The following is a 19025-nucleotide window of genomic DNA, read 5'->3' on the forward strand; positions in this document are numbered from 1 at the left end:
CCGTCAGAGCGTCAGCACGTGGCCCGTACGGGGCGCGTCGTGGCCCGACAGCACGTCCCGCCAGACCCGTTCGAGCCCCTCGCGGCCCTCGTCGTGCACCACGTCCACCCACGAGCCGACGGCCGCGCCGAAGCGCTGCCACGCCGCGCCGAACCGCTCCTCCAGCCCCTCGCGCCCCCAGTCCCCGACGCGCTTGCGCATCTGGACGGGCGCGAAGAACATCGCCCGCCCGTGCCCGTCGCCGCCCGCCCCGGTGTCCGCCGCGCCGTCCTCGTCGCCACGGGACCCCGTACCGGCACCGGCCTCGGCGAGGCTGCCCGCGGGCGCCGCCTCCTGGTGCGTCACCCCCACCGTGGCGTGGCAGGTCAGCGCGCCGCCCAAGCGCTCCGCGAGGGTGGCGGCCAGCCGCCGGTCACCGGCGAAGTCCGCGTAGACGACGGGCCGTTCGGGGGAGAGGAGGGCGGTCTCGTCGTACGTCAGCACCCGGTCGTAGCACCCCAGGCTCTCGGTGAACGCGCGGTTGCGCGCCGAGGTGAGCCCGACGACGCCGTAGCCGCCGGGCCCGTCCGGGCCGCCCGCCCCGCCCGTCCGCCGCTCGCGGTGCGCGCGCAGCTCGAAGGCCGTGCCGTACGCGGTCTTGCTGGACGCGGACGACAGCACCACGTCCCGCGCCCCGCACAGCTCCTGGTCCACGAGCCAGTCCGCCAGCAGGAACGACGTCCAGAACAGCGGCCGGTACAGCGCCTGGACGTCCTCGCGGTCCGCCGCGTAGCCCGGGTCGCCGGTGGTGCGCGCGTAGCGGTTGTACGGGGAGGGCAGCTCGACGCGGTGCGGTGACACGTCGCGGAAGCCGAACGGGCCGACGCGGTCGGGGCGTACGAGGAGGTGGCTGCCGGACGGCAGGTAGCCGTAGAAGCGGTCGCCGGGCGCGACGCCGTCGGCCGCGGAGGCGACGACGTCGGCGAAACCCCACAGCGGCACGTTGCCCCAGCCGTCGGGGGCGGGGAAGAACTCCCAGTAGCGGAACGGGTCGCCGAGCGCCGCGTACGTCACGTTGTTCGCCGTGAGGCCGACCCGGTCGACCCGCAACAGGGCCTCGCCGGGCCCGACTTCGGGCACGGGGCCGGTGTCGGTGCGCGTCGTCGCCAGGTCGTCCCGGGAGACCAGCAGGCGCCAGGCTTCGGCGTCCCGGGGAGCGGAGGTGTCCATGCCGTCGACCGTAGGTGAATCCGGATTCGGATTCAATGCCGTGGCCCGACACGGCCTACGCTGGACGCATGCCGCCCTCACCCCCGCCCACCCCCTCCGGCACGGCCGCCGGGCCCCGCCGTACGCGGCGCGGCGCCCGGACGAGCGGCGCGCTCGTCGCCGCCGCGCGGCGGGTCTTCGAGCGCGACGGCTACCCGGAGGCGCGCATCGCGGACATCGCCGCCGAGGCGGGCGTCGCCACCGGCAGCTTCTACACGCACTTCAGCGGCAAGGAGGAGGTCTTCGAGGCCGTCCTCGCGGAGTTGCGGGACGAGATGCTGCACCCGGGCGCCGCACCCGACGAGGCGGACCTCCCCGACGCGCCCCGCGCCACGGACGGCCCCGCCCCGCCCGCCGACCCGGCGGAGCTGCGCCGCGCCGTGGAGGCCGCCAACCGCGCGTACCTGGAGTCGTACCGGCGCAACGCGGCGCTCATGGCCGCCCTGGAGCAGGCCGCCGCCCTCGACCGCCGCTTCCTGGACGTACGGCTGCGGCGCTCGCGGTCGTTCGTCGAACGGTCGGCGCGCGCGATCGTACGGCTCCAGCGCGCCGGTCTCGCCGACCCCGCGCTCGACCCGGACGTCACCGCGCGCGCGATCAACGCGATGGTGAGCCGCACGGCGTACACGGCCTTCGTGGCGGGCGACCCCGTGCCGTTCGAGGAGCTGGTCGCCACGCTGACCCGGCTGTGGATCAACGCCCTTGGCATGCCGCGCGGTTGAGCGTGCGCCCCCGCAGGGCGTACGCCCGTCAGTCGTCGCCCGGCACGTCCGCCGTCGCCGGGACGACCACCACCGGTACGTGCGCGTGGTGCACGACCTCCGTACTCGTCGAGCCGAGCGTCAGCCGCCCCCACAGGCCCGACCCGCGCGAGCCGACGACCAGCAGTCCGGCGTGCGCCGCCTGCGCGAGCAGCACCTCCGCCGGGCGGCCCTGCTGGGCCACCACCTCCACGTCCACGTGCGGGCCGCCCAGCTCCGCGCGCAGCTCCTCGATCGTCGCGCCGACGTCGGCCAGCGCGGTGTCGCGCAGCTGCGTGACGATCTCGCTCGCGGGGTTGGGGACGGTCATCCACCCGTAGGCGGAGTAGCGGTCGGGCGTGAAGTCGTAGGCGCACACGGCCCGTACGGGCACCCCGCGCAGCTGCGCCTCGCGCAGCGCGAAGAGGACGGCGCGACGGGCGTGCGCGGAGCCGTCGGTGCCGACGACGATCACGCGGGAACGTTCTGGGGCGGGCGTGAGGGACGGGCCGGAGTCGGGGGCGGGCGTGGCGGCTGGCTCGGTCATGGCTCTCTCCGTGGGGTGTCCGTTGGGAGGGCTGTCCGTCGTGGGGGACTGTCCGTACCCGGCGCGGGTACCACGGAGGCGGCCGTTCCACGCCGTACCGGCGCGGGCCGCCCTGGCCGGTACGGGCGCCGCGGGCGGAGAATGGGGACGGCCCTCATGCTCCTCCTCCCCTCCGCCCGGCGCGAGGCGGGAACCGGGCACCCGAGACACCCGCGAGTCACCAGAGAGGCTTCCCCATGCGCGTGACCGGCTTCGACCACGTCGTCCTCAACGTCCAGGACGCCGAACGCTCCCTCGCCTTCTACTGCGGCCCGCTCGGCCTCGCCCCCGTACGCGTCGACGAGTGGCGGTCCGGCGCGGTGCCGTTCCCGTCCGTACGGGTCAGCGCGGACACGATCATCGACCTCGTCGAGCAGCCGCGCGCCGACGGCAACGTCGACCACCTCTGCCTCACCGTCGAGCCGCTCGACTGGCGGGAGGTCGTGGAGTCCGGCGTGTTCACCGTCGTGGACGGGCCCGGCTCCCGCTTCGGGGCGCGCGGCGACGGCCAGTCGCTCTACATCCGCGACCCGGACGGCAACACGGTCGAGCTGCGCTGGTACCCGCAGGACGCCGCCCACGGCTGACCGCCCGTACGCCGCCGGGCCGGTCGGTGGGGGCCACGGCCCCGGTCGCCCGTACGCGGTGCGGGGCTCCGCCGTTCGACTCACGTTCCGGGCGCGGGGCGGGGGCGGGCCGTCGCGTCCGTTTGAGGACGCCGGGGGCGCGGTTACGGATGCGGCACCCCCCCCGAATCCGAGGAGACCCCCCATGCTCCACAGAAGCGTCACCGGTGTGTGCACGGCCGTCGTGGCGGCGGGCGCGCTCGCCCTGGCCGCGCTGCCGGGCGCGTTCGCGACGGCCGCCACGGCCGCCGAGCAGCCCCGCCCGACGGCCACCGCCGACCGCCCCGAACTCCCGGCCGGGATGCTCGACGCGATGCGCCGCGACCTGGGGCTGACCCCGTCGCAGGCCGAGAACCGCCTCGCCGGTGAGCGCCGGGCGGGCGCGGCCGCCGGGTCGCTGCGGCTCGCGCTCGGTGACGACTTCGGCGGCGCCTGGGTGGGGGACGGCGCCACCGCGAAGCTGACCGTGGCCACGACGGACCGGTCCCACGTACGGGCGATCACCGCGAAGGGCGCCCGCGCGAAGGTCGTACGGCACGGCCTCACGGAGCTGGGCAAGGCGAAGGAGGCGCTGGACCGGGCGGCCGAGCGGCGGAAACCCGCGGGGACGCCGGTCTGGTACGTGGACGTGCGCCGCAACAGCGTCGTCCTGCTCAGCTCGCGCCCGGCGGCGGCCGAACGCTTCGCGGAGTCGGCCGGGCTGAAGGGCGTACGGGTGCAGGTGCGGAAGTCCTCCGTCCAGCCGCGCCTGTACGCGGACCTGCGGGGCGGCGACGCGTACCACATCGGTGGCAGCTCCCGCTGCTCGATCGGCTTCCCGGTGACGAAGGGCGGCGCGTCCGGCTTCGTGACCGCCGGGCACTGCGGTGACACCGGCGACACCACGACCGGCGCCGACCGGCAGGAGCAGGGCACGTTCCGGGGTTCCAGCTTCCCCGGCGACGACCACGCGTATGTGGCCACGACCAGCGACTGGAAGTCCACGCCCGAGGTGAACGGCAGCCCCCAGCAGGTCGCCGGTTCCACGCAGGCCATGGACGGCGCGTCGGTCTGCCGCTCCGGTTCCACCACGGGCTGGCACTGCGGCACCGTCCAGCAGCTCGACACCAGCGTCACGTACCCGGAGGGCACGGTGAGCGGTGTGACCCGTACGGACGTCTGCGCCGAACCGGGCGACTCCGGCGGCTCGTTCGTCTCCGGCGACCAGGCCCAGGGCATGACCTCCGGCGGCTCCGGCGACTGCGACGCGGGCGGCACCACGTACTTCCAGCCCGTGAACGAGGCGCTGGACGTCTACGGCGTCGCCCTCACCACGACGACCGGCGCCGCCGAGCCCCGGCCCGGCGAGCCCGGCGCGGGGGAGCCCGGCCAGGAGGAGACGGACGGCACCTGGCGGAGCGCCACCGTGTACCGCGCGGGTGACGAGGTGACGCACGGCGGCCGGACGTACCACTGCCTCCAGGCGCACCAGGCGCAGCGCGGCGCGGAACCGGCGGAGCTGCCCGCCCTGTGGCAGCGCGCCTGACGGGTCTGACGCGCGGCGCGGGGCCGCCCGTACCTTCCCGGTACGGGCGGCCCCGCGCACCGTCTCCGGCCCCCGCGACCAGGCGATTTCCCATCGGGGCGCCACGTGACGTAGAGTCTGGTTCACCGACGCGGGGTGGAGCAGCTCGGTAGCTCGCTGGGCTCATAACCCAGAGGTCGCAGGTTCAAATCCTGTCCCCGCTACTGCACGAGGAAGGCCCGGCAGCCACTGCCGGGCCTTCCTCCTTTTCGTACCCTGTGTTCCTCCTCACCCCGCCTTTCCGCGCATGGTCCGGCGGCTGCGGGGAACGGCTGTGAAACCCCCTCCGACCTGCGAAGACGCCTGTCCGGTCGCGGTCGGTCCGTGGTCGGAAACGGCACCGGAGGCGGCTCCGGGGCGCTGGCCTAAACCGGCCACGCCAGAGGGCCGTTTTCCGTGGCGACCGGGCACCCGTCCCAGGCACCATCGGCCGTGAGCCGACAAACGGCGTAACGCAGCAAACCGGGTCGGACCCGGCAGTCAGCAGGAGGAACCCATGCGCGCACCCTTGATGTCCGTGATCCGCGTGTGCAGGGAAGTGGCGTACGGCATCGACACGATGCACGCGATCACCCACGGCAAGCGCCCGTCCGCGCCCCCGTACGCGGTGCCCCGCCGCGGTGCCGTCACCTTCCCGACGGCCGAGGAGGCGCGGGAGCCCCGGCGCGCGACGCAGGCGGGCCCGACCGCCCGCGGCTGACCCGGCCCGTACGCGGCGGAGGGGGGTTCAGCCCGCCTCCGCCGTCTGCTTCTCCGCGTCGGCCGTGCCCGCCACGTCCGCCGCGTCGACCGTGCCCGCGGCCCCCGCGCTCCGCGCGTGCGCGGCGGCCGAGCCGAACGGCCGCACCGCGCCGTCCGTCATGGCGGCGAGGCCCCGTACCGCGCAGGTCGCCGGGTCGTCCGCGATGTGCACCGCCATGCCGGTGTTCTCGTGCAGGCGCTGGTCCAGGCCCGGCAGCAGCGCCATGCCGCCCGTCAGCGTCATGCCCGACCCGGCCAGGTCGGCCACCAGGTCGGGCGGGCAGCGGTGCAGCACCCCCCGGATCGAGTCGAGCAGGCCGGTCATCGGCGCCTGCACGGCGGCGCGTACGTCCGCCGGGTCGATCAGGATCGTCCGGGCCCGCCCCGTCACCACGTCCCGCCCGTGCACCTCGGTGGGGCCGTCGCCGGGCGCGACGGCGCCGCTGAGGGCCTGGTGCAGGGGGCGTACGCCGTGCCGCGGGAGCATCAACTCGTGGTGGTTCCGCAGGTGTTGCACCAGCGCGTGGTGGATGGTGTCGCCGCCCATCGGGACCGTCGTCGCCGCGACGATCGCGCCCAGCGACAGCACCGCGACCTGTGTCGTGGTCGCGCCGCAGACCAGGATCATCGTGGCCTCGGGCTGCTCCACCGGCAGCCCGCAGCCGACGCCCGCCGCCGTCGGCGCGTCCACCAGCTCCACGCGCCGCGCGCCGACCCCGGCCAGCGTCTCGACGGCCGCGCGCCGCGCGAGCGGGTCGGCGTTGTGCGGGACGCAGACGGCGGCGCGCAGGCTCGGGCGGCGGCGCCAGGCCCGCCGTACCTTCTCGCCGACGAGCGCCCGCAGCATGCGCTGCGCCATCTCGATGTCCACCACCATCCCGCCGGTGACGGGCCGTACGACGCGGATGTGCTCCGGCGTACGGCCCGCCATCCGCTCGGCCGCGGTGCCCACCGCGATGAGTGCGCCCGAGTAGGTGTTGACGGCCACGGCGGAGGGCTCGTCGACGACCAGACCGGACTGTTTGATGTGGACGCGGGTACGGGCGGCGCCGAGGTCGACGGCCACGGTGCAGCGGCGGAGCCGGTCAAGGCTGAAGGGCACGGCGGAGGTCCTTCCCGAGATGGTCCGGGCCGCCGATCACCCCGCGGCCCCGGATTCATCGTGCGGGTGGCGCGACCGCCCCGCCCGCCGGGTTGGTCCGGTCGAGTCCCCCGGCGCCGCCCGCGCCCCCGTCGCCCTTCCCCGCGCCGTCGCCCGTACCGCCGTGCGCGCCGTCGCCCGCCCCGTACGGCTCCTCGCTGAACTGCGTGCGGTACAGCTGCTCGTAGCGCCCGCCCGCCGCCAGCAGCTCCGGGTGCGTGCCGCGTTCCACGACGCGGCCCTCCTCCAGTACGAGGATCTCGTCCGCCGCCCGTACGGTCGACAGCCGGTGCGCGATCACCACCGAGGTGCGTCCCGCCAGGGCCTCGGACAGCGCCTCCTGCACGGCCGCCTCCGAGGTGGAGTCCAGGTGCGCGGTGGCCTCGTCGAGGATCACCACGCGGGGCTGCGCGAGCAGCAGCCGGGCGATGGTCAGCCGCTGCCGTTCGCCGCCGGAGAGGCGGTAGCCGCGTTCGCCGACGACGGTGTCCAGGCCGTCCGGCAGGCCCGCGACGAGCCCGTCGAGACGGGCGCGGCGCAGGGCGTCCCACACCTCGTCGTCGGTGGCGTCGGGGCGGGGCAGCAGCAGGTTGGCGCGGAGCGTGTCGTGGAAGAGGTGCCCGTCCTGGGTGACCATGCCGAGGGTCCGTCGCAGGGACTCCGCCGTCAGGTCGCGTACGTCCGTGCCGCCGAGCCGTACGGTCCCGCTGTCCGTGTCGTACAGCCGCGGCGCCAGCTGCGCGAGCGTCGACTTGCCCGCGCCGGACGAGCCGACGAGCGCCACCATCCGGCCCGGTTCGGCGCGGAACGAGATGCCGTGCAGGACCTCCTCGCCGCCGCGGGTGTCGAGGGTGGCGACCTCCTCCAGGGAGGCGAGGGAGACCTTGTCGGCGGACGGGTAGCTGAAGCGCACGTCCTCGAACTCGACGGTCACCGGACCGTCGGGCACGTCCACGGCGTCCGGCTTCTCCCGGATCAGCGGCTCCAGGTCCAGTACCTCGAACACCCGCTGGAAGCTGACCAGCGCCGTCATCACCTCCATGCGCGCGCTGGCGAGCGCGGTGAGCGGCGCGTACAGCCGGGTCAGCAGCATCGCGAGGGCGACGACGGAGCCGGGGTCGAGGGAGCCGTCCAGCGCGAACCAGCCGCCGAGGCCGTAGACGAGTGCCAGCGCGAGGGCGGAGACGAGGGTGAGGGCGGTGATGAAGTAGTGCTGCACCATGGCGGTGCGGACGCCGATGTCCCGTACGCGCCGGGCCCGCGCGGCGAACTCCTCCGACTCCTCCCCGGGCCTGCCGAACAGCTTGACCAGCGTCGCGCCCGGCGCCGAGAAGCGCTCGGTCATCTGCGTGCTCATGGCGGCGTTGTGGTGCGTACGTTCCCGTTCCAGCCGGGCGAGCCGGGCGCCCATCCGGCGCGCGGGCAGCACGAACACCGGCAGCAGCACCAGCGCGAGCAGCGTGATCTGCCAGGAGATGCGGAGCATCACCGCGAGGGTGAGGAGCAGCGTGACCAGGTTGCTGACGACCCCGGAGAGGGTGTCGCTGAACGCGCGCTGCGCCCCGATCACGTCGTTGTTGAGGCGGCTGACCAGCGCGCCCGTACGGGTCCGGGTGAAGAACGCGACCGGCATGCGCTGCACGTGGTCGTAGACCGTCGTACGCAACTGGAGGATCAAACCCTCGCCGATGCGGGCCGACAGCCAGCGGGTGCCGATCCCGGCGGCGGCCTCCGCGACGGCGACCGCCGCGATCACCCCGGCGAGCACCAGCACCACGGACCGGTCGGAGCCGTCCACGATCGCGTCCACCACCCGGCCCGCGAGCAGCGGTGTGGCGACGGTGAGCAGCGCCAGCACGCTGCTGAGCGCCAGGAACCACGCGATCCGCCGGTGCTGGGGTCCCGCGAACCGTACGATCCGGCGCAGGCTCGCCCGTGAGAACGGGCGTTGGTCGTCCTGCGCGTACCTGGCGTGGTAGAGCGCGCTCCACGCCGTCATCTCCATGCTCATGTCCGTCCGCACCTCCGTCGGGGTCAACGGGTACGACGGTAGGAGTTGAACGACGCTTCAAGTCAAGCGGGGGCGTGCGCGGACGACCCCCCCGGGCGCCGCCCGTACGCCTCAGCGCGCCACGTACACCACCCACACCGGGCCCCGCGCGAACGGCATCCGCCGCCCGTCCGGCAGCGTGAACTCCGTACCGCCGCCCGCCTTCGCGCGCCGCCACCCCGCCTCGTACGCCGCCCCGTCGCGCAGCACCGTCGCCTTCCCGGAGCCGGTCGTCTCCACGTACGGGGTGACGGCGCCCGCCACGTCGCGGTAGCGCGACTCCCGTACGGTCACCCGCTGGACGACGACCGTCGCGGCGCCGAGCCGTTCCCCGGACGCCGTACGGGCCGGGGCGCCGTCCAGGGAGACCAGCCAACGGCCGCGCTCCGCCGACCAGTCGAAGCCGAAGCGCGCGGCCGGGTAGCGCACGGTGCGGCGCTCCTCCGGGGTGCCGCCCTTGGGCGCGGGCCCGAAGCGGTAGCCGACGTCGCGCGCGGCGCTCGCGCGGGGCGCGGCGGCCAGGGCCTTCGCCGGGCGCAGGTAGAGGTTGTGCGGGGCCGGGTGCGCGCCGGAGCGGAAGTACGCGCCGGGCGCGTCCGGGGGTGGCAGCGGGTACAGCGGCGCGCGCTCCAGCGCGTCCTGGAGCGCGGACCGTACGCCGGAGTACGCGAGCGCGGGGCGGCCGTACTGCCGCAGCAGCTCCAGGTCCGACTCGCGGGCGCTGCGTACGGGCCCCGCCTCCGCGGGCAGCTTCCCGGACCAGACGGCCAGCAGGCGGCTGAGGCCGCCCTCCACCGGCTCGGCGTGCACGACGTCGGCCGCCTCCAGGCCCGAGTGCGGGCGGGCGTCGCGCGCGTTGTCGATCTTCGCGGCGAGCACGGGCCGGTCGCGGGCGACCTCGTCGCCGGTGAGGGGCGAGCGGGCGGGGCCGGTGCTGGGGGCGCCGGTGGGGGTGCCGCCCCCGTCCGACGGGCCGTCGCAGGCGGCGGCCGGGGCGAGCAGCGCGGCGAGGGCCAGCGGGAGGGCGAGGGCGTCGCGCGTACGGGGGCGGGCGCGGCGGCGCGTACGGGCGGGCGCGGGCGTACGGGGGCATGCGGGGTCCGGCGGCGTGCGTGCGGTGCGCGCGGCCATCGTGGCCACCTCCCGGCGTCGGCTGCGTCCGCTCCCGTACCGGCGCGGTGCCGTGGGGACCGGCCGGTGCTGCGGACTGTCTCCATGCTGCGCCGCGCGGGCCTTTCCCACCCCTCGGGGGACGCGCGGCGACCGTGCCGCCGGGGGTGGCCGACGCGGTTTTCCGGGGGAGAACGGAAAGTCGGACGGAAAGGGAGGCGGGGGGCGCGGATATCGCGTCTCCCTTTCCGTGGCGGGCATTCGGCGGTGCCGCGAAGACGTTCCGCGGTCCGCTCGTCGCGGGTTCCGGCCCTACCGGTACGGTGGACTCCACTTGTGCCCTGGTCATATGCACAAGCTTCTGACCGGCTGTGATGACCCCGCGACAGGGCGTCGTGCACATGCACATGCGTATGCATCGGCACGTGAACAAGGGTTATGATCCAGGCCAGTTGAAGGTGTCCCGCCTTTCACGAGGGGCATCTCTCGCCCTCAGCGCCACCCGGGAGACTCCAGTGCCTCACGCGTACAACGGCATGGCCGCCAGGGACCTCCAGGGGGTCCGGTGGCAGAAGAGTCGGCACAGCAATTCGCAGGGCACGTGCGTGGAGTTCGCCAAGCTGCCCGGGGGCGACGTGGCGGTGCGGAACTCGCGTCATCCCGAGGGGCCGGCGCTCGTCTACACGATCGCGGAGGTCGAGGCGATGCTCCTCGGCGTCAAGGACGGCGAGTTCGACCACCTGGTGCAGAGCTGACGCGCGGCGGCCGTCCTGCTCGGCCTGTTCGTCCTGCCCGGCGTGTTCGACGGGCGAAGTCGGCGCCGGGGAGCGGCAGTCGGCGTACGGGCAGCCCGAAGCGGCCGTACGGGCGCGGGTGCGCGTACGGCGCGGGGTGCGGCGGCGCGGGCGCCGCGCGGGTTACGCGGCGGTCGGCCGGAGCCGGAACATCGCCCAGACGACCTTCCCGGAGAGCGAACCGGTGAGCCTGTGCCAACCCCAGTAGTCGCTGAAGGAGTCCACGAGCCAGAGCCCGCGGCCCGACTCGGCGGCGCAGTCGGCGAATCCGAGCAGTTCGTCGAACTCCTCGTTCCGGGCGACCGCGCGCGGCGCGTGGGCGCTGGGGTCGCGTACGGCGCAGACCAGCCGGGACGACCAACGCATCAGGTGCAGCCGTACGGGCGGGTCCCCCGCAACGCCCGTACGGGGCGCGGCGGTTGTCCCCGCCCCGGTGCCGGTGCCGGGACGGGCGGCCACCGCGGCGGAGCCGAGCGCCGCGCCGGCGCCCAGGGTGGCACCCGCGCCGGGCGCGGGGGGTGCCGACGGCACACCGTGCCGCAGCGCGTTGGTCACCAGCTCGGAGACGACCACGGCCACGCCGTCGAACTCCTGCTGGAGTTCCCACCGTTGGAGGGTCTTGTGGGTGAACGTCCGCGCGTTCTTCACCGCTTCGAAGCGTGCGGGCAGCGCGCACGAGGCAGAACCGGAGAGTGCCGCCGTGTCGAGCGCGGGGAGTCCATGCCATAACGGCTCGAGCACGGTTGGTCCATCGGTCCCCATGACGAGCCACTCCCAGAGCTTCTGCCGGTGACGATCCCTACGGAATCCGGTCCTCGGTGCTCCCCCGTGGAGCGCTCAAGACCCACAAACTTCGTAAAGTCTTCAACTTCCCTAGCACCGCGTGTACTTGTGCGATCCCATGGTTCACAAACGCCACGGCGGATGCAAGGGCAGATGCACGTGCATCAGGGACTTTCCCTCATGTGTAATCACACGGGCACGCAACGAAGCCCGGAGATGGCAGACTGCCCCCCTAGTAGGGGTGGAGGGTTAATCGAAATGAACACGAGACCGGCAAGCAGTGAGAGTTGCGGAGTGAACGGGACGAGTGGTTCCAGCGGTTCGATGGTTCGCCGCATCCTGCTCGGCTCCCAGCTGCGACGGCTCCGCGAGTCCCGCGGGGTGACCCGCGAGGCGGCCGGTTACTCGATCCGCGCCTCCGAGTCCAAGATCAGCCGGATGGAGCTGGGCAGGGTGAGTTTCAAGGCGCGCGATGTCGAGGACCTGCTCACCCTCTACGGGGTCACCGACGACGCCGAGCGCGAGCCCCTGCTCGGCCTCGCCCGCGAATCGAACAAGGCGGGCTGGTGGCACAGTTACAGCGACGTCCTCCCCGGCTGGTTCCAGACGTACGTCGGCCTCGAAGGCTCCGCCTCCCACATCCACACCTACGAAGTGCAGTTCATCCACGGCCTGTTGCAGACCGAGGACTACGCGCACGCCGTCGTCGCCAGCGGCCACCGGACCGGCCTGCCGGACGAGGAGATCGACCGCCGGGTCGCCCTCCGGCTGGAGCGGCAGAAGCTGCTCCTCGACGGGAGCGGCTCCCAGTTCCTCTGCGTGCTCGACGAGGCCGCGCTGCGCCGCCCGTTCGGCAGCCGCGCCGTGATGGACGCGCAGCTCGTCCACCTCGCGGAGGTCTCCGAACGCCCCAACGTCACCCTCCAGGTCGTCCCCTTCGAGCTGGGCGGCCACGCCGCCGAGAGCGGCGCCTTCACCCTGCTCCGCTTCCCCGAGCCCGACCTGTCCGACGTGATCTACCTGGAGCAGCTGACCAGCGCGCTCTACGTGGACAAGCGCGAGGAGGTCCAGCGCTACGACGAAGTCCTGTCCCGGCTCGTGGAGTTCAGCTACTCGCCCGCCCGCACCCGTGACCACCTCCAGAAGCTCCGCCAACTCCCCTGACGCGTACGTGGGATGACGTGCCCTCACCCCGGCACCCGGGCCCTCCCGACCCCCTCCTGAACGAGGCCGGGGCGGCTGAACGGCGATCAGCGCTGGAGGCGTTCACCGCCACGCGGTGGATCCCCATCCGGCACGGACGGACGCTCCTCCCGTTCTGAACGGACGCCCTCCGGAAGGGCATCGAGGACCGGAACTGACCGCAACACCCCCTAGCTTGGGTGTCACCGAAGGCCCCGCGCGGGCCCGACGAGAGGTGACGAACGATGCCCACGGTCCTGGCCGCCGAACAGCCCGGTGACGAGCGCGGCGCGCTGCTCACGTTCCTGGAGGGGCAGCGCGGCAACCTGCGGCGCACCCTGCACGGACTCACCGCCGCGCAGGCGTCGAGCACGCCGAGCGCGAGCGCCCTGTGCCTGATCGGGCTGGCCAAGCACGTCGCGGAGGTCGAACAGGGCTGGGTCCGCGACGCGTCCGGTGTCCCCCGGGCCGTACGGCGGGACCGGAGCAACTGGTCCGGCTGCTTCGAGCTGGAGGGGGAGGAGACCGTCGAGAGCGTCCTCGCGTACTGGGACGAGGTGGCGGCGGAGACCGAGGCGGCCGTACGGGCGCTGCCGTCCCTCGACGACACGTTCACGCTGCCCGAGGCGCCCTGGTTCCCGAAGGAGCCCCGCTCCTGGCGCTGGATGCTGCTCCACCTGATCAGCGAGGTCGCCCGGCACGCCGGGCACGCGGACATCGTCCGGGAGACGCTCGACGGGAAGACGGCGTTCGAGCTGGTCCGGGAGTCGGAGGCGGCGGCCCTCCCCGAGGGCGTCTGACGGCCGTGCCCCGTGGCGGCCGCGACCCGTGGCGGTCGCGGCCGGGAGGGGAGTCGCCGGACGGGCCCTCTAGGCTGGCGGCCGTACGGGCGCGGTGGTTCGCGCCCGCGGGAGAGGGTGACGGGCAGACGATGTCAGCGATCCGGCTGCTGGTGCTGGGGGCGGTGCGCCAGCACGGGCGGGCGCACGGCTACCAGATCCGCAACGACCTGGAGTTCTGGGGCGCCCACGAGTGGTCCAACGCCAAGCCCGGGTCGGTGTACCACGCGCTCAAGCAGATGGCCAAGGAGGGCCTGCTGCGCGCCCACGACGTCGCGCCGAGCACGGTGGGCGGCCCGCCGCGTACGGAGTACGAGCTGACACCGGACGGCGACACCGCCTTCCTGGAGCTGCTGCGGGCCGCGCTCACCACCATCGAGCAGAAGCCGGACATGCTCACGTCGGCCGTGGGCTTCGTGGTGGACCTGCCACGTGAGGAGGCCGTCGCGCTGCTGCGGCAGCGGGTGACGGCGCTGGAGGAGTGGCGCGACGAGGTCACGCGCCACTGGACGCCGCACGGCGCCCCGGAGGAGCTGGGGCACATCGGCGAGATCATGCGCCTCTGGGTCTACACGGCGGAGAGCGGTGCCGCCTGGGCGCGCGGTCTGATCGAGCGGCTGGAGAACGGCGCGTACGTGATGGCGGGGGAGGGCGGCCGTCGGCGGGACGTGCTGCCGCCGGGCGCGGAGAACCCGTTCAAGTAACCGGTAATCAACTTTGACTAGCTGGGGTGCGAGGTGTACCTTCGCGTGCCAGTAGTCAAGTTTGACTACGACGGGAGGAGAAGACCGTGACGCACGCTGACCACGCGATCGTCGTCGAGGACCTGAGGAAGGAGTACGGCACCACCCCCGCGCTCGACGGGCTGCGCCTGACCGTCCCGCGCGCCACCGTGCAGGGCGTCCTGGGGCCCAACGGCGCGGGCAAGACCACGCTCGTCCGCGTCCTCGCCACGCTGCTGCGCCCCGGCGGCGGCCGGGCGGAGGTCGCCGGGCTGGACGTGGTGCGGGACGCCGACGCCGTACGGGCCCGCATCGGCCTGCTCGGCCAACACGCGGCGGTGGACGAGGAGTTGAGCGGGCGGCAGAACCTGGAGCTGTTCGGCAGGCTGTACCACCTGGGCGGGCGCCGCGCGGCCTCCCGCGCGGGCGAGCTGCTGGAGCGCTTCGGACTGGCCGACACGGGCCGCAAGCCCGTCACGGCGTACAGCGGCGGCATGCGCCGCAGGCTCGACCTGGCCGCCAGCCTGATCATGGAACCCGAGGTCCTCTTCCTCGACGAGCCCACCACCGGCCTGGACCCGCGCGGCCGTACGGAGGTGTGGGAGGCCGTACGGGGCCTGGTCGGCGGCGGTACGACGGTGCTGCTCACCACCCAGTACCTGGAGGAGGCCGACCAGCTCGCGGACGCGGTCGCCGTCGTCGACCACGGCCGCGTCGTCGCGGAGGGCACGCCCGACCAGCTGAAGGCGGGCCTGGGCGCCGACCGTGTCGACGTCGTCGTACGCGACCCGGCGCGGCTCGCGGAGGCGGCGGCGGCCGTCGGCGGAGCGGCGGGCGCGGGCACGGCGGCTAGGGCGGGAACGGGCACGGCGGCGGACCCGGGCGGCGTGACCGTGGACCGGGACCGGCGCCTGGTCAGCGCGCCCGTACGGGACCGGATGGCGGCGCTCACCGCGACCGTACGCGCGCTGGACGCCGCCGGGATACGGGCCGAGGACATCGCCCTGCGGCGGCCCACCCTGGACGAGGTCTTCCTGCACCTCACCGGCGACGCCACCAGAAACGCGCGCACGACCGACACCACCGGCATGCCGGAAGCGACGACCGATGGGGCCGCCGTATGACCACCCACGTGCTGAACGGCCACGTGCTGACCGACTCCTGGACCATGACCCGACGCGGGCTGACGCACTGGGCACGGCACCCGGTCCGGGTCGTGGTCGGGCTGGCCTTCCCGGTGATGATGCTGGTGATGTTCGCGTACTTCCTCGGCGGCGGCATGGACGTCCCCGACTACCGCGAGTATTTGGTGCCGGGCATCCTCACGCTGACCATGGCCTTCGGCCTGGAGGGCACGATGGTGGCCCTCACCCAGGACCTCAACAAGGGCGTCATCGACCGTTTCCGCTCCATGCCCATGGCGCCGTCGGCGGTCCTCGTCGGCCGCAGCCTGGTCGACATGCTGGAGTCCGTGCTCAGCGTGCTGGTGCTGCTCGTCGTCGGGCTGGCCATCGGCTGGCGCTGGCACGGCGGAGCCGGGGAGGCGCTGGCGGCGGTGGGGCTGCTGCTCCTGCTGCGCTTCGCGCTGCTCTGGGTCGGGATCTACCTCGGCATGGTCGCGGGCAAGCCGGAGCTGGTGCAGGCGGTGCAGATCCTGGTCTGGCCGGTCGCCTTCCTCTCCAACGCCTTCACCTCGCCCGACACCATGCCCGGCTGGCTCGGCACGGTCGCGGAGTGGAACCCGATGTCCGCGACGGCGGCGGCGGTACGGGAGCTGTTCGCCAACCCGTCCTGGAGCGGCGGCGGTTCGTGGGTCACCGAGCACGCGGTGCTGATGGCGACGGTGTGGCCGGTGGCGCTGCTGGCGGTCTTCTTCCCGCTGGCCGTACGCCGCTACCGCGCGCTGGGGGCGTAGCGGCGGCGCCGTCGCGGGCCCGGGCGCGCGGGCCGGGAAACGGGCTTGCACCTCACGTAGCGTGAGGACCCACGGTGGGACACGTACGCGAGAGAAGGAGGCGGACGTGGGCTACTCCGTCGGCCAGGTCGCCCGTCTCGCCGGGATCACGGTGCGCACGCTGCACCACTACGACGAGATCGGGCTGCTGGCACCCGGGGAGCGCACCCCCGCGGGGCACCGGCGCTACGGCGACGCCGACCTGGACCGGTTGCAGCAGATCCTCTTCTACCGGGAGCTGGGCTTCCCGCTGGAGGAGGTGACCGCGCTGCTCGACGACCCGTACGCGGACCCCGTCGAGCACCTGCGCCGCCAGCACCGGCTGCTGGAGGCGCGCATCGGGAAGCTGCGGGAGATGGCCGCCGCCGTCGAACACGCCATGGAGGCACGGAAGATGGGCATCAGGCTGACCCCGGAGGAGAAGTTCGAGGTGTTCGGGGACTTCGACCCCGACGACCACGCGGAGGAGGTGGAACGGCGCTGGGGCGGCACCCCGGAGTACGCCGACGCGCAGCGCCGCGCCGCCTCGTACACGAAGGAGGACTGGCAGCGCATCCAGGACGAGCTGGACGACTGGAACCGCCGCGCGGTCGCGCTGCTGGACTCCGGCGCGGCGGCGGACTCGGCGGCGGCCGTGGAGCTGGCGGAGGAGCACCGGCAGCACATCCGCCGCCACCACTACGAGTGCTCGTACGAGGTCCACGCCTGCCTCGCGGACATGTACGTCGCGGACGAGCGCTTCCGCGCCCACTACGACGGGCAGCGCGAGGGGCTGGCGCGGTACGTGCACGACGCGATCAAGGCGAACGTGTCGCGGCGGTCCACGCCGTCGTGACCCGGCCACGTCAGGCCGCCGCGGTGACCGCTGCGGCGGCCTGACGTGACCACGCCCTCCGAGGGGCCCGTGCCGACCCGGCGCGGGCCCCTCAGGCGTGTCCAGGACAATCGACCTATGCTGCCGGGAGGCGCCGTTCTGTGAGGTAGATCGCCCTTTCCGGCCCCGGCGACCGGGAACGGCGGCCCCCGTGACCGGCGTTGTGGAACTCGGCGGCCGCGGTGGCCGGGCAGACGACCGAGAGCAGGAGGATAGTGGCCGGGGAGTCCAGAGCGAACGGGGTCGGCGCCGAGCAGGAGGCCGACGACGTCAGGCAGTTGTCGGACGAGACGCACAGCGCGTTCGTCCGGCCGTCCGGCGTACCCGCGACGCACGCGTACGAGGAGGACCACCCCTCCTCGGAGTTCGCCGTACCGGAAGGGCTGCTCGCGTCGCCGCCCGCCGAGTTCGCCAACGCGTTCACGCCACCGGACGGCATCCCCGTGGGCGTGCTCGACAAGCCGGGCCTGCCGTGGCAGGACCGGATGCGGACCATGATCCGCATGCCGCTGGCGGAGCGGCCCGCCCCGGAACGCGTCGGCCGTTCGGAGAACGAGGAGTCCGGGCCCCCCGTGCCCCGCGTGCTCGACCTGACGCTCCGTATCGGTGAGCTGCTGCTCGCGGGCGGCGAGGGCGCCGAGGACGTGGAGGCGGCGATGTTCGCCACGGCCCACGCGTTCGGCCTGGACCGCTGCGAGCCGACCGTCACGTTCACGCTGCTGTCCATCACCCACCAGCCGTCGCTGGTGGACGACCCGGTGACGCTCAGCCGTACCGTACGGCGCCGGGGCACCGACTACACCCGCCTGGCCGGCGTGTTCCGGCTGGTCACCGACATCACCAGCGGCGACCTCACGCTGGAGGAGTCCTACCGGCGGCTCGCCGACATGCGGCGGAACAGGCACCCGTTCAGCAAGGGCGCGCTCTCCCTGGCCAGCGGTCTGCTGTCGGGCGCGGGCTCGGTGCTGGTCGGCGGCGACTGGATGGTGTTCCTGCTGGCCGCCGCGGGCGCGATCCTCGGCGACCGGCTCGCGTGGTACTTCGCGGGGCGCGGGCTGCCGGAGTTCTACCAGTTCGTGGCCGCCGCGATGCCGCCCGCCGCCATAGGCGCCGCGGTGGTGCTCGCCGAGTCCGACGTGACCGGCGACCTCCTGGCGGGGGCGGTGATCACCGGCGGCCTGTACGCGCTGATCCCGGGCCGGGCCCTGGTCGCCGCGGTGCACGACGGGCTGACCGGCTTCTACATCACGGCCGCGGCCCGGCTGCTGGAGGCCGTGTACCTCATCGTCGGCATCGTGTGCGGCGTCCTCATCGTGCTGTACGCCGCCGGTGAGCTGGGCGCCAGGCTGGACCCGGAGGCGCTGCACCACCAGCAGCGGGCGGAGATCCAGCTGTTCGCGGCGATGCTGCTGGCGCTGGCGTTCTGCGTGCTGCTCCAGCAGGAGCGGCACACCGTGGTGCTGGCGACCCTGAACGGCGGTGTGGCCTGGCTGGTCTACGGCGCGATGCACGACGTCGGCAAGCTCGACCCGGTGGCCGCCACGTTCGCCGCCGCCGGGCTCGTGGGCCTCTTCGGGCAGTTGGCGTCGCGCTACCAGTTCGCGTCGTCGCTCCCGTACGTCACCGCGGCCATCGGGCCGCTCCTGCCGGGCAGCGCCACGTACTTCGGGCTGCTCAACATCGCGCAGGGCAACGTCGGTCCGGGCATCGAGAACATCGCCCGCGCCATCGCCCTCGCCCTGGCCATCGCCATCGGCGTGAACCTCGGCGGCGAGCTGGCGCGGCTGTTCATGAAGACGCCCGGTGTCGAGACCCCGCTCCCGGGCCGCCGCGCGGCGAAGCGCACGCGCGGCTTCTGACGGCGGGGTGTACGTACGGGGGCTTCCGTACGTACGCCCGCGTGCGGGGGCGTACGGCGCGGCGGGGCCCGTACGACCGTTCCTGGCCGGAAACGTACGGAAAAGCACGCGGAAAGTGCCCGTGCTGTCACCCACCGTCCGCAACGGGCGATTGGTCCCGACCAAGCCGTGCAAGGAGGGGTTGCGTACGCCCGTGCGTGGCTAGCATGGCG

18 protein-coding genes and 1 tRNA gene are annotated in these 19025 nt (G+C 73.9%); 13 read left to right on the forward strand and 6 right to left on the reverse strand.

Annotation, left to right across the window (positions count from 1 at the left end; genetic code table 11):
* Window positions 1–3: 3 nt before the first annotated feature.
* Window positions 4–1209 (reverse strand): DUF2855 family protein, encoded by a 1206-nt coding sequence (locus D7M15_RS16710; RefSeq protein WP_121518249.1) that lies wholly within the window; start codon window positions 1207–1209, stop codon window positions 4–6.
* 68 nt (window positions 1210–1277) lie between these two features.
* Between D7M15_RS16710 and D7M15_RS16715 the strand changes: the two genes are divergently transcribed.
* Window positions 1278–1970, forward strand: a complete 693-nt coding sequence (locus D7M15_RS16715; RefSeq protein ID WP_121518250.1) for a TetR/AcrR family transcriptional regulator — start codon at window positions 1278–1280, stop codon at window positions 1968–1970.
* 28 nt (window positions 1971–1998) lie between these two features.
* Here the strand turns inward: D7M15_RS16715 and D7M15_RS16720 are convergent, their stop codons facing one another.
* A complete protein-coding gene (locus tag D7M15_RS16720) occupies window positions 1999–2535 on the reverse strand; it encodes a universal stress protein (RefSeq protein ID WP_121518251.1) in 537 nt (178 codons plus the stop codon).
* Window positions 2536–2771: 236 nt separating this feature from the next.
* Here D7M15_RS16720 and D7M15_RS16725 point away from each other — a divergent pair, with 236 nt between their 5' ends.
* The 4 genes from D7M15_RS16725 (at window position 2772) to D7M15_RS16740 (ending at window position 5464) form a co-directional block, all read left to right on the forward strand.
* Window positions 2772–3161 carry a VOC family protein gene (locus D7M15_RS16725; protein ID WP_121518252.1) on the forward strand — a complete coding sequence of 130 codons (390 nt, stop codon included), beginning with the start codon at window positions 2772–2774 and terminating at the stop codon, window positions 3159–3161.
* A 184-nt stretch (window positions 3162–3345) separates the two neighbouring features.
* The gene (locus D7M15_RS16730; RefSeq protein WP_121518253.1) at window positions 3346–4725 is read left to right on the forward strand and encodes an alpha-lytic protease prodomain-containing protein; all 1380 of its coding nucleotides are present in this window, start codon (window positions 3346–3348) and stop codon (window positions 4723–4725) included.
* Between the two features lie 129 nt (window positions 4726–4854).
* A tRNA-Met gene (locus D7M15_RS16735) sits at window positions 4855–4928 on the forward strand.
* Between the two features lie 332 nt (window positions 4929–5260).
* Window positions 5261–5464 (forward strand): hypothetical protein, encoded by a 204-nt coding sequence (locus D7M15_RS16740; protein WP_127201767.1) that lies wholly within the window; start codon window positions 5261–5263, stop codon window positions 5462–5464.
* Between the two features lie 27 nt (window positions 5465–5491).
* On the opposite strand, the gene D7M15_RS16745 is transcribed toward D7M15_RS16740, so the two are convergent.
* From D7M15_RS16745 to D7M15_RS16755, 3 genes are all read right to left on the reverse strand, one after another.
* Complete coding sequence (locus D7M15_RS16745; protein WP_121518255.1) at window positions 5492–6607, reverse strand: rod shape-determining protein; 1116 nt, start codon at window positions 6605–6607, stop codon at window positions 5492–5494.
* 55 nt (window positions 6608–6662) lie between these two features.
* Window positions 6663–8657 (reverse strand): ABC transporter ATP-binding protein, encoded by a 1995-nt coding sequence (locus tag D7M15_RS16750; RefSeq protein ID WP_121518256.1) that lies wholly within the window; start codon window positions 8655–8657, stop codon window positions 6663–6665.
* Window positions 8658–8768: 111 nt separating this feature from the next.
* Complete coding sequence (locus tag D7M15_RS16755; RefSeq protein ID WP_121518257.1) at window positions 8769–9827, reverse strand: DUF3048 domain-containing protein; 1059 nt, start codon at window positions 9825–9827, stop codon at window positions 8769–8771.
* Window positions 9828–10321: 494 nt separating this feature from the next.
* Here D7M15_RS16755 and D7M15_RS16760 point away from each other — a divergent pair, with 494 nt between their 5' ends.
* On the forward strand, window positions 10322–10561 hold the full coding sequence (locus D7M15_RS16760; protein ID WP_121518258.1) for a DUF397 domain-containing protein: 240 nt from the start codon (window positions 10322–10324) through the stop codon (window positions 10559–10561).
* Between the two features lie 162 nt (window positions 10562–10723).
* On the opposite strand, the gene D7M15_RS16765 is transcribed toward D7M15_RS16760, so the two are convergent.
* Window positions 10724–11362, reverse strand: a complete 639-nt coding sequence (locus D7M15_RS16765) for an ATP-binding protein (RefSeq protein WP_121518259.1) — start codon at window positions 11360–11362, stop codon at window positions 10724–10726.
* 345 nt (window positions 11363–11707) lie between these two features.
* On the opposite strand from D7M15_RS16765, the gene D7M15_RS16770 reads away from it, so the two are divergent.
* From D7M15_RS16770 to D7M15_RS16800, 7 genes are all read left to right on the forward strand, one after another.
* Entirely contained in the window at window positions 11708–12547 is an 840-nt protein-coding gene (locus D7M15_RS16770; protein ID WP_206337492.1) for a helix-turn-helix transcriptional regulator, read from the forward strand.
* Window positions 12548–12810: 263 nt separating this feature from the next.
* Window positions 12811–13365 carry a DinB family protein gene (locus D7M15_RS16775; protein ID WP_121518261.1) on the forward strand — a complete coding sequence of 185 codons (555 nt, stop codon included), beginning with the start codon at window positions 12811–12813 and terminating at the stop codon, window positions 13363–13365.
* A 131-nt stretch (window positions 13366–13496) separates the two neighbouring features.
* Window positions 13497–14108 carry a PadR family transcriptional regulator gene (locus D7M15_RS16780; protein ID WP_121518262.1) on the forward strand — a complete coding sequence of 204 codons (612 nt, stop codon included), beginning with the start codon at window positions 13497–13499 and terminating at the stop codon, window positions 14106–14108.
* 86 nt (window positions 14109–14194) lie between these two features.
* On the forward strand, window positions 14195–15250 hold the full coding sequence (locus D7M15_RS16785) for an ATP-binding cassette domain-containing protein (RefSeq protein WP_121518263.1): 1056 nt from the start codon (window positions 14195–14197) through the stop codon (window positions 15248–15250).
* A complete protein-coding gene (locus D7M15_RS16790; RefSeq protein WP_121518264.1) occupies window positions 15247–16041 on the forward strand; it encodes an ABC transporter permease in 795 nt (264 codons plus the stop codon). The genes D7M15_RS16785 and D7M15_RS16790 overlap by 4 nt, the downstream gene beginning before the upstream one ends.
* A 106-nt stretch (window positions 16042–16147) precedes the next feature.
* Window positions 16148–16915 carry a MerR family transcriptional regulator gene (locus D7M15_RS16795; RefSeq protein ID WP_121518265.1) on the forward strand — a complete coding sequence of 256 codons (768 nt, stop codon included), beginning with the start codon at window positions 16148–16150 and terminating at the stop codon, window positions 16913–16915.
* A gap of 254 nt (window positions 16916–17169) precedes the next feature.
* Window positions 17170–18813, forward strand: coding sequence for a threonine/serine exporter family protein (locus D7M15_RS16800; RefSeq protein ID WP_121518266.1), 1644 nt, complete (start codon window positions 17170–17172; stop codon window positions 18811–18813).
* Window positions 18814–19025 lie beyond the last annotated feature (212 nt).

The organism is Streptomyces sp. Z26 (assembly GCF_003665095.1).
Lineage (GTDB): Bacteria > Actinomycetota > Actinomycetes > Streptomycetales > Streptomycetaceae > Streptomyces > Streptomyces phytohabitans.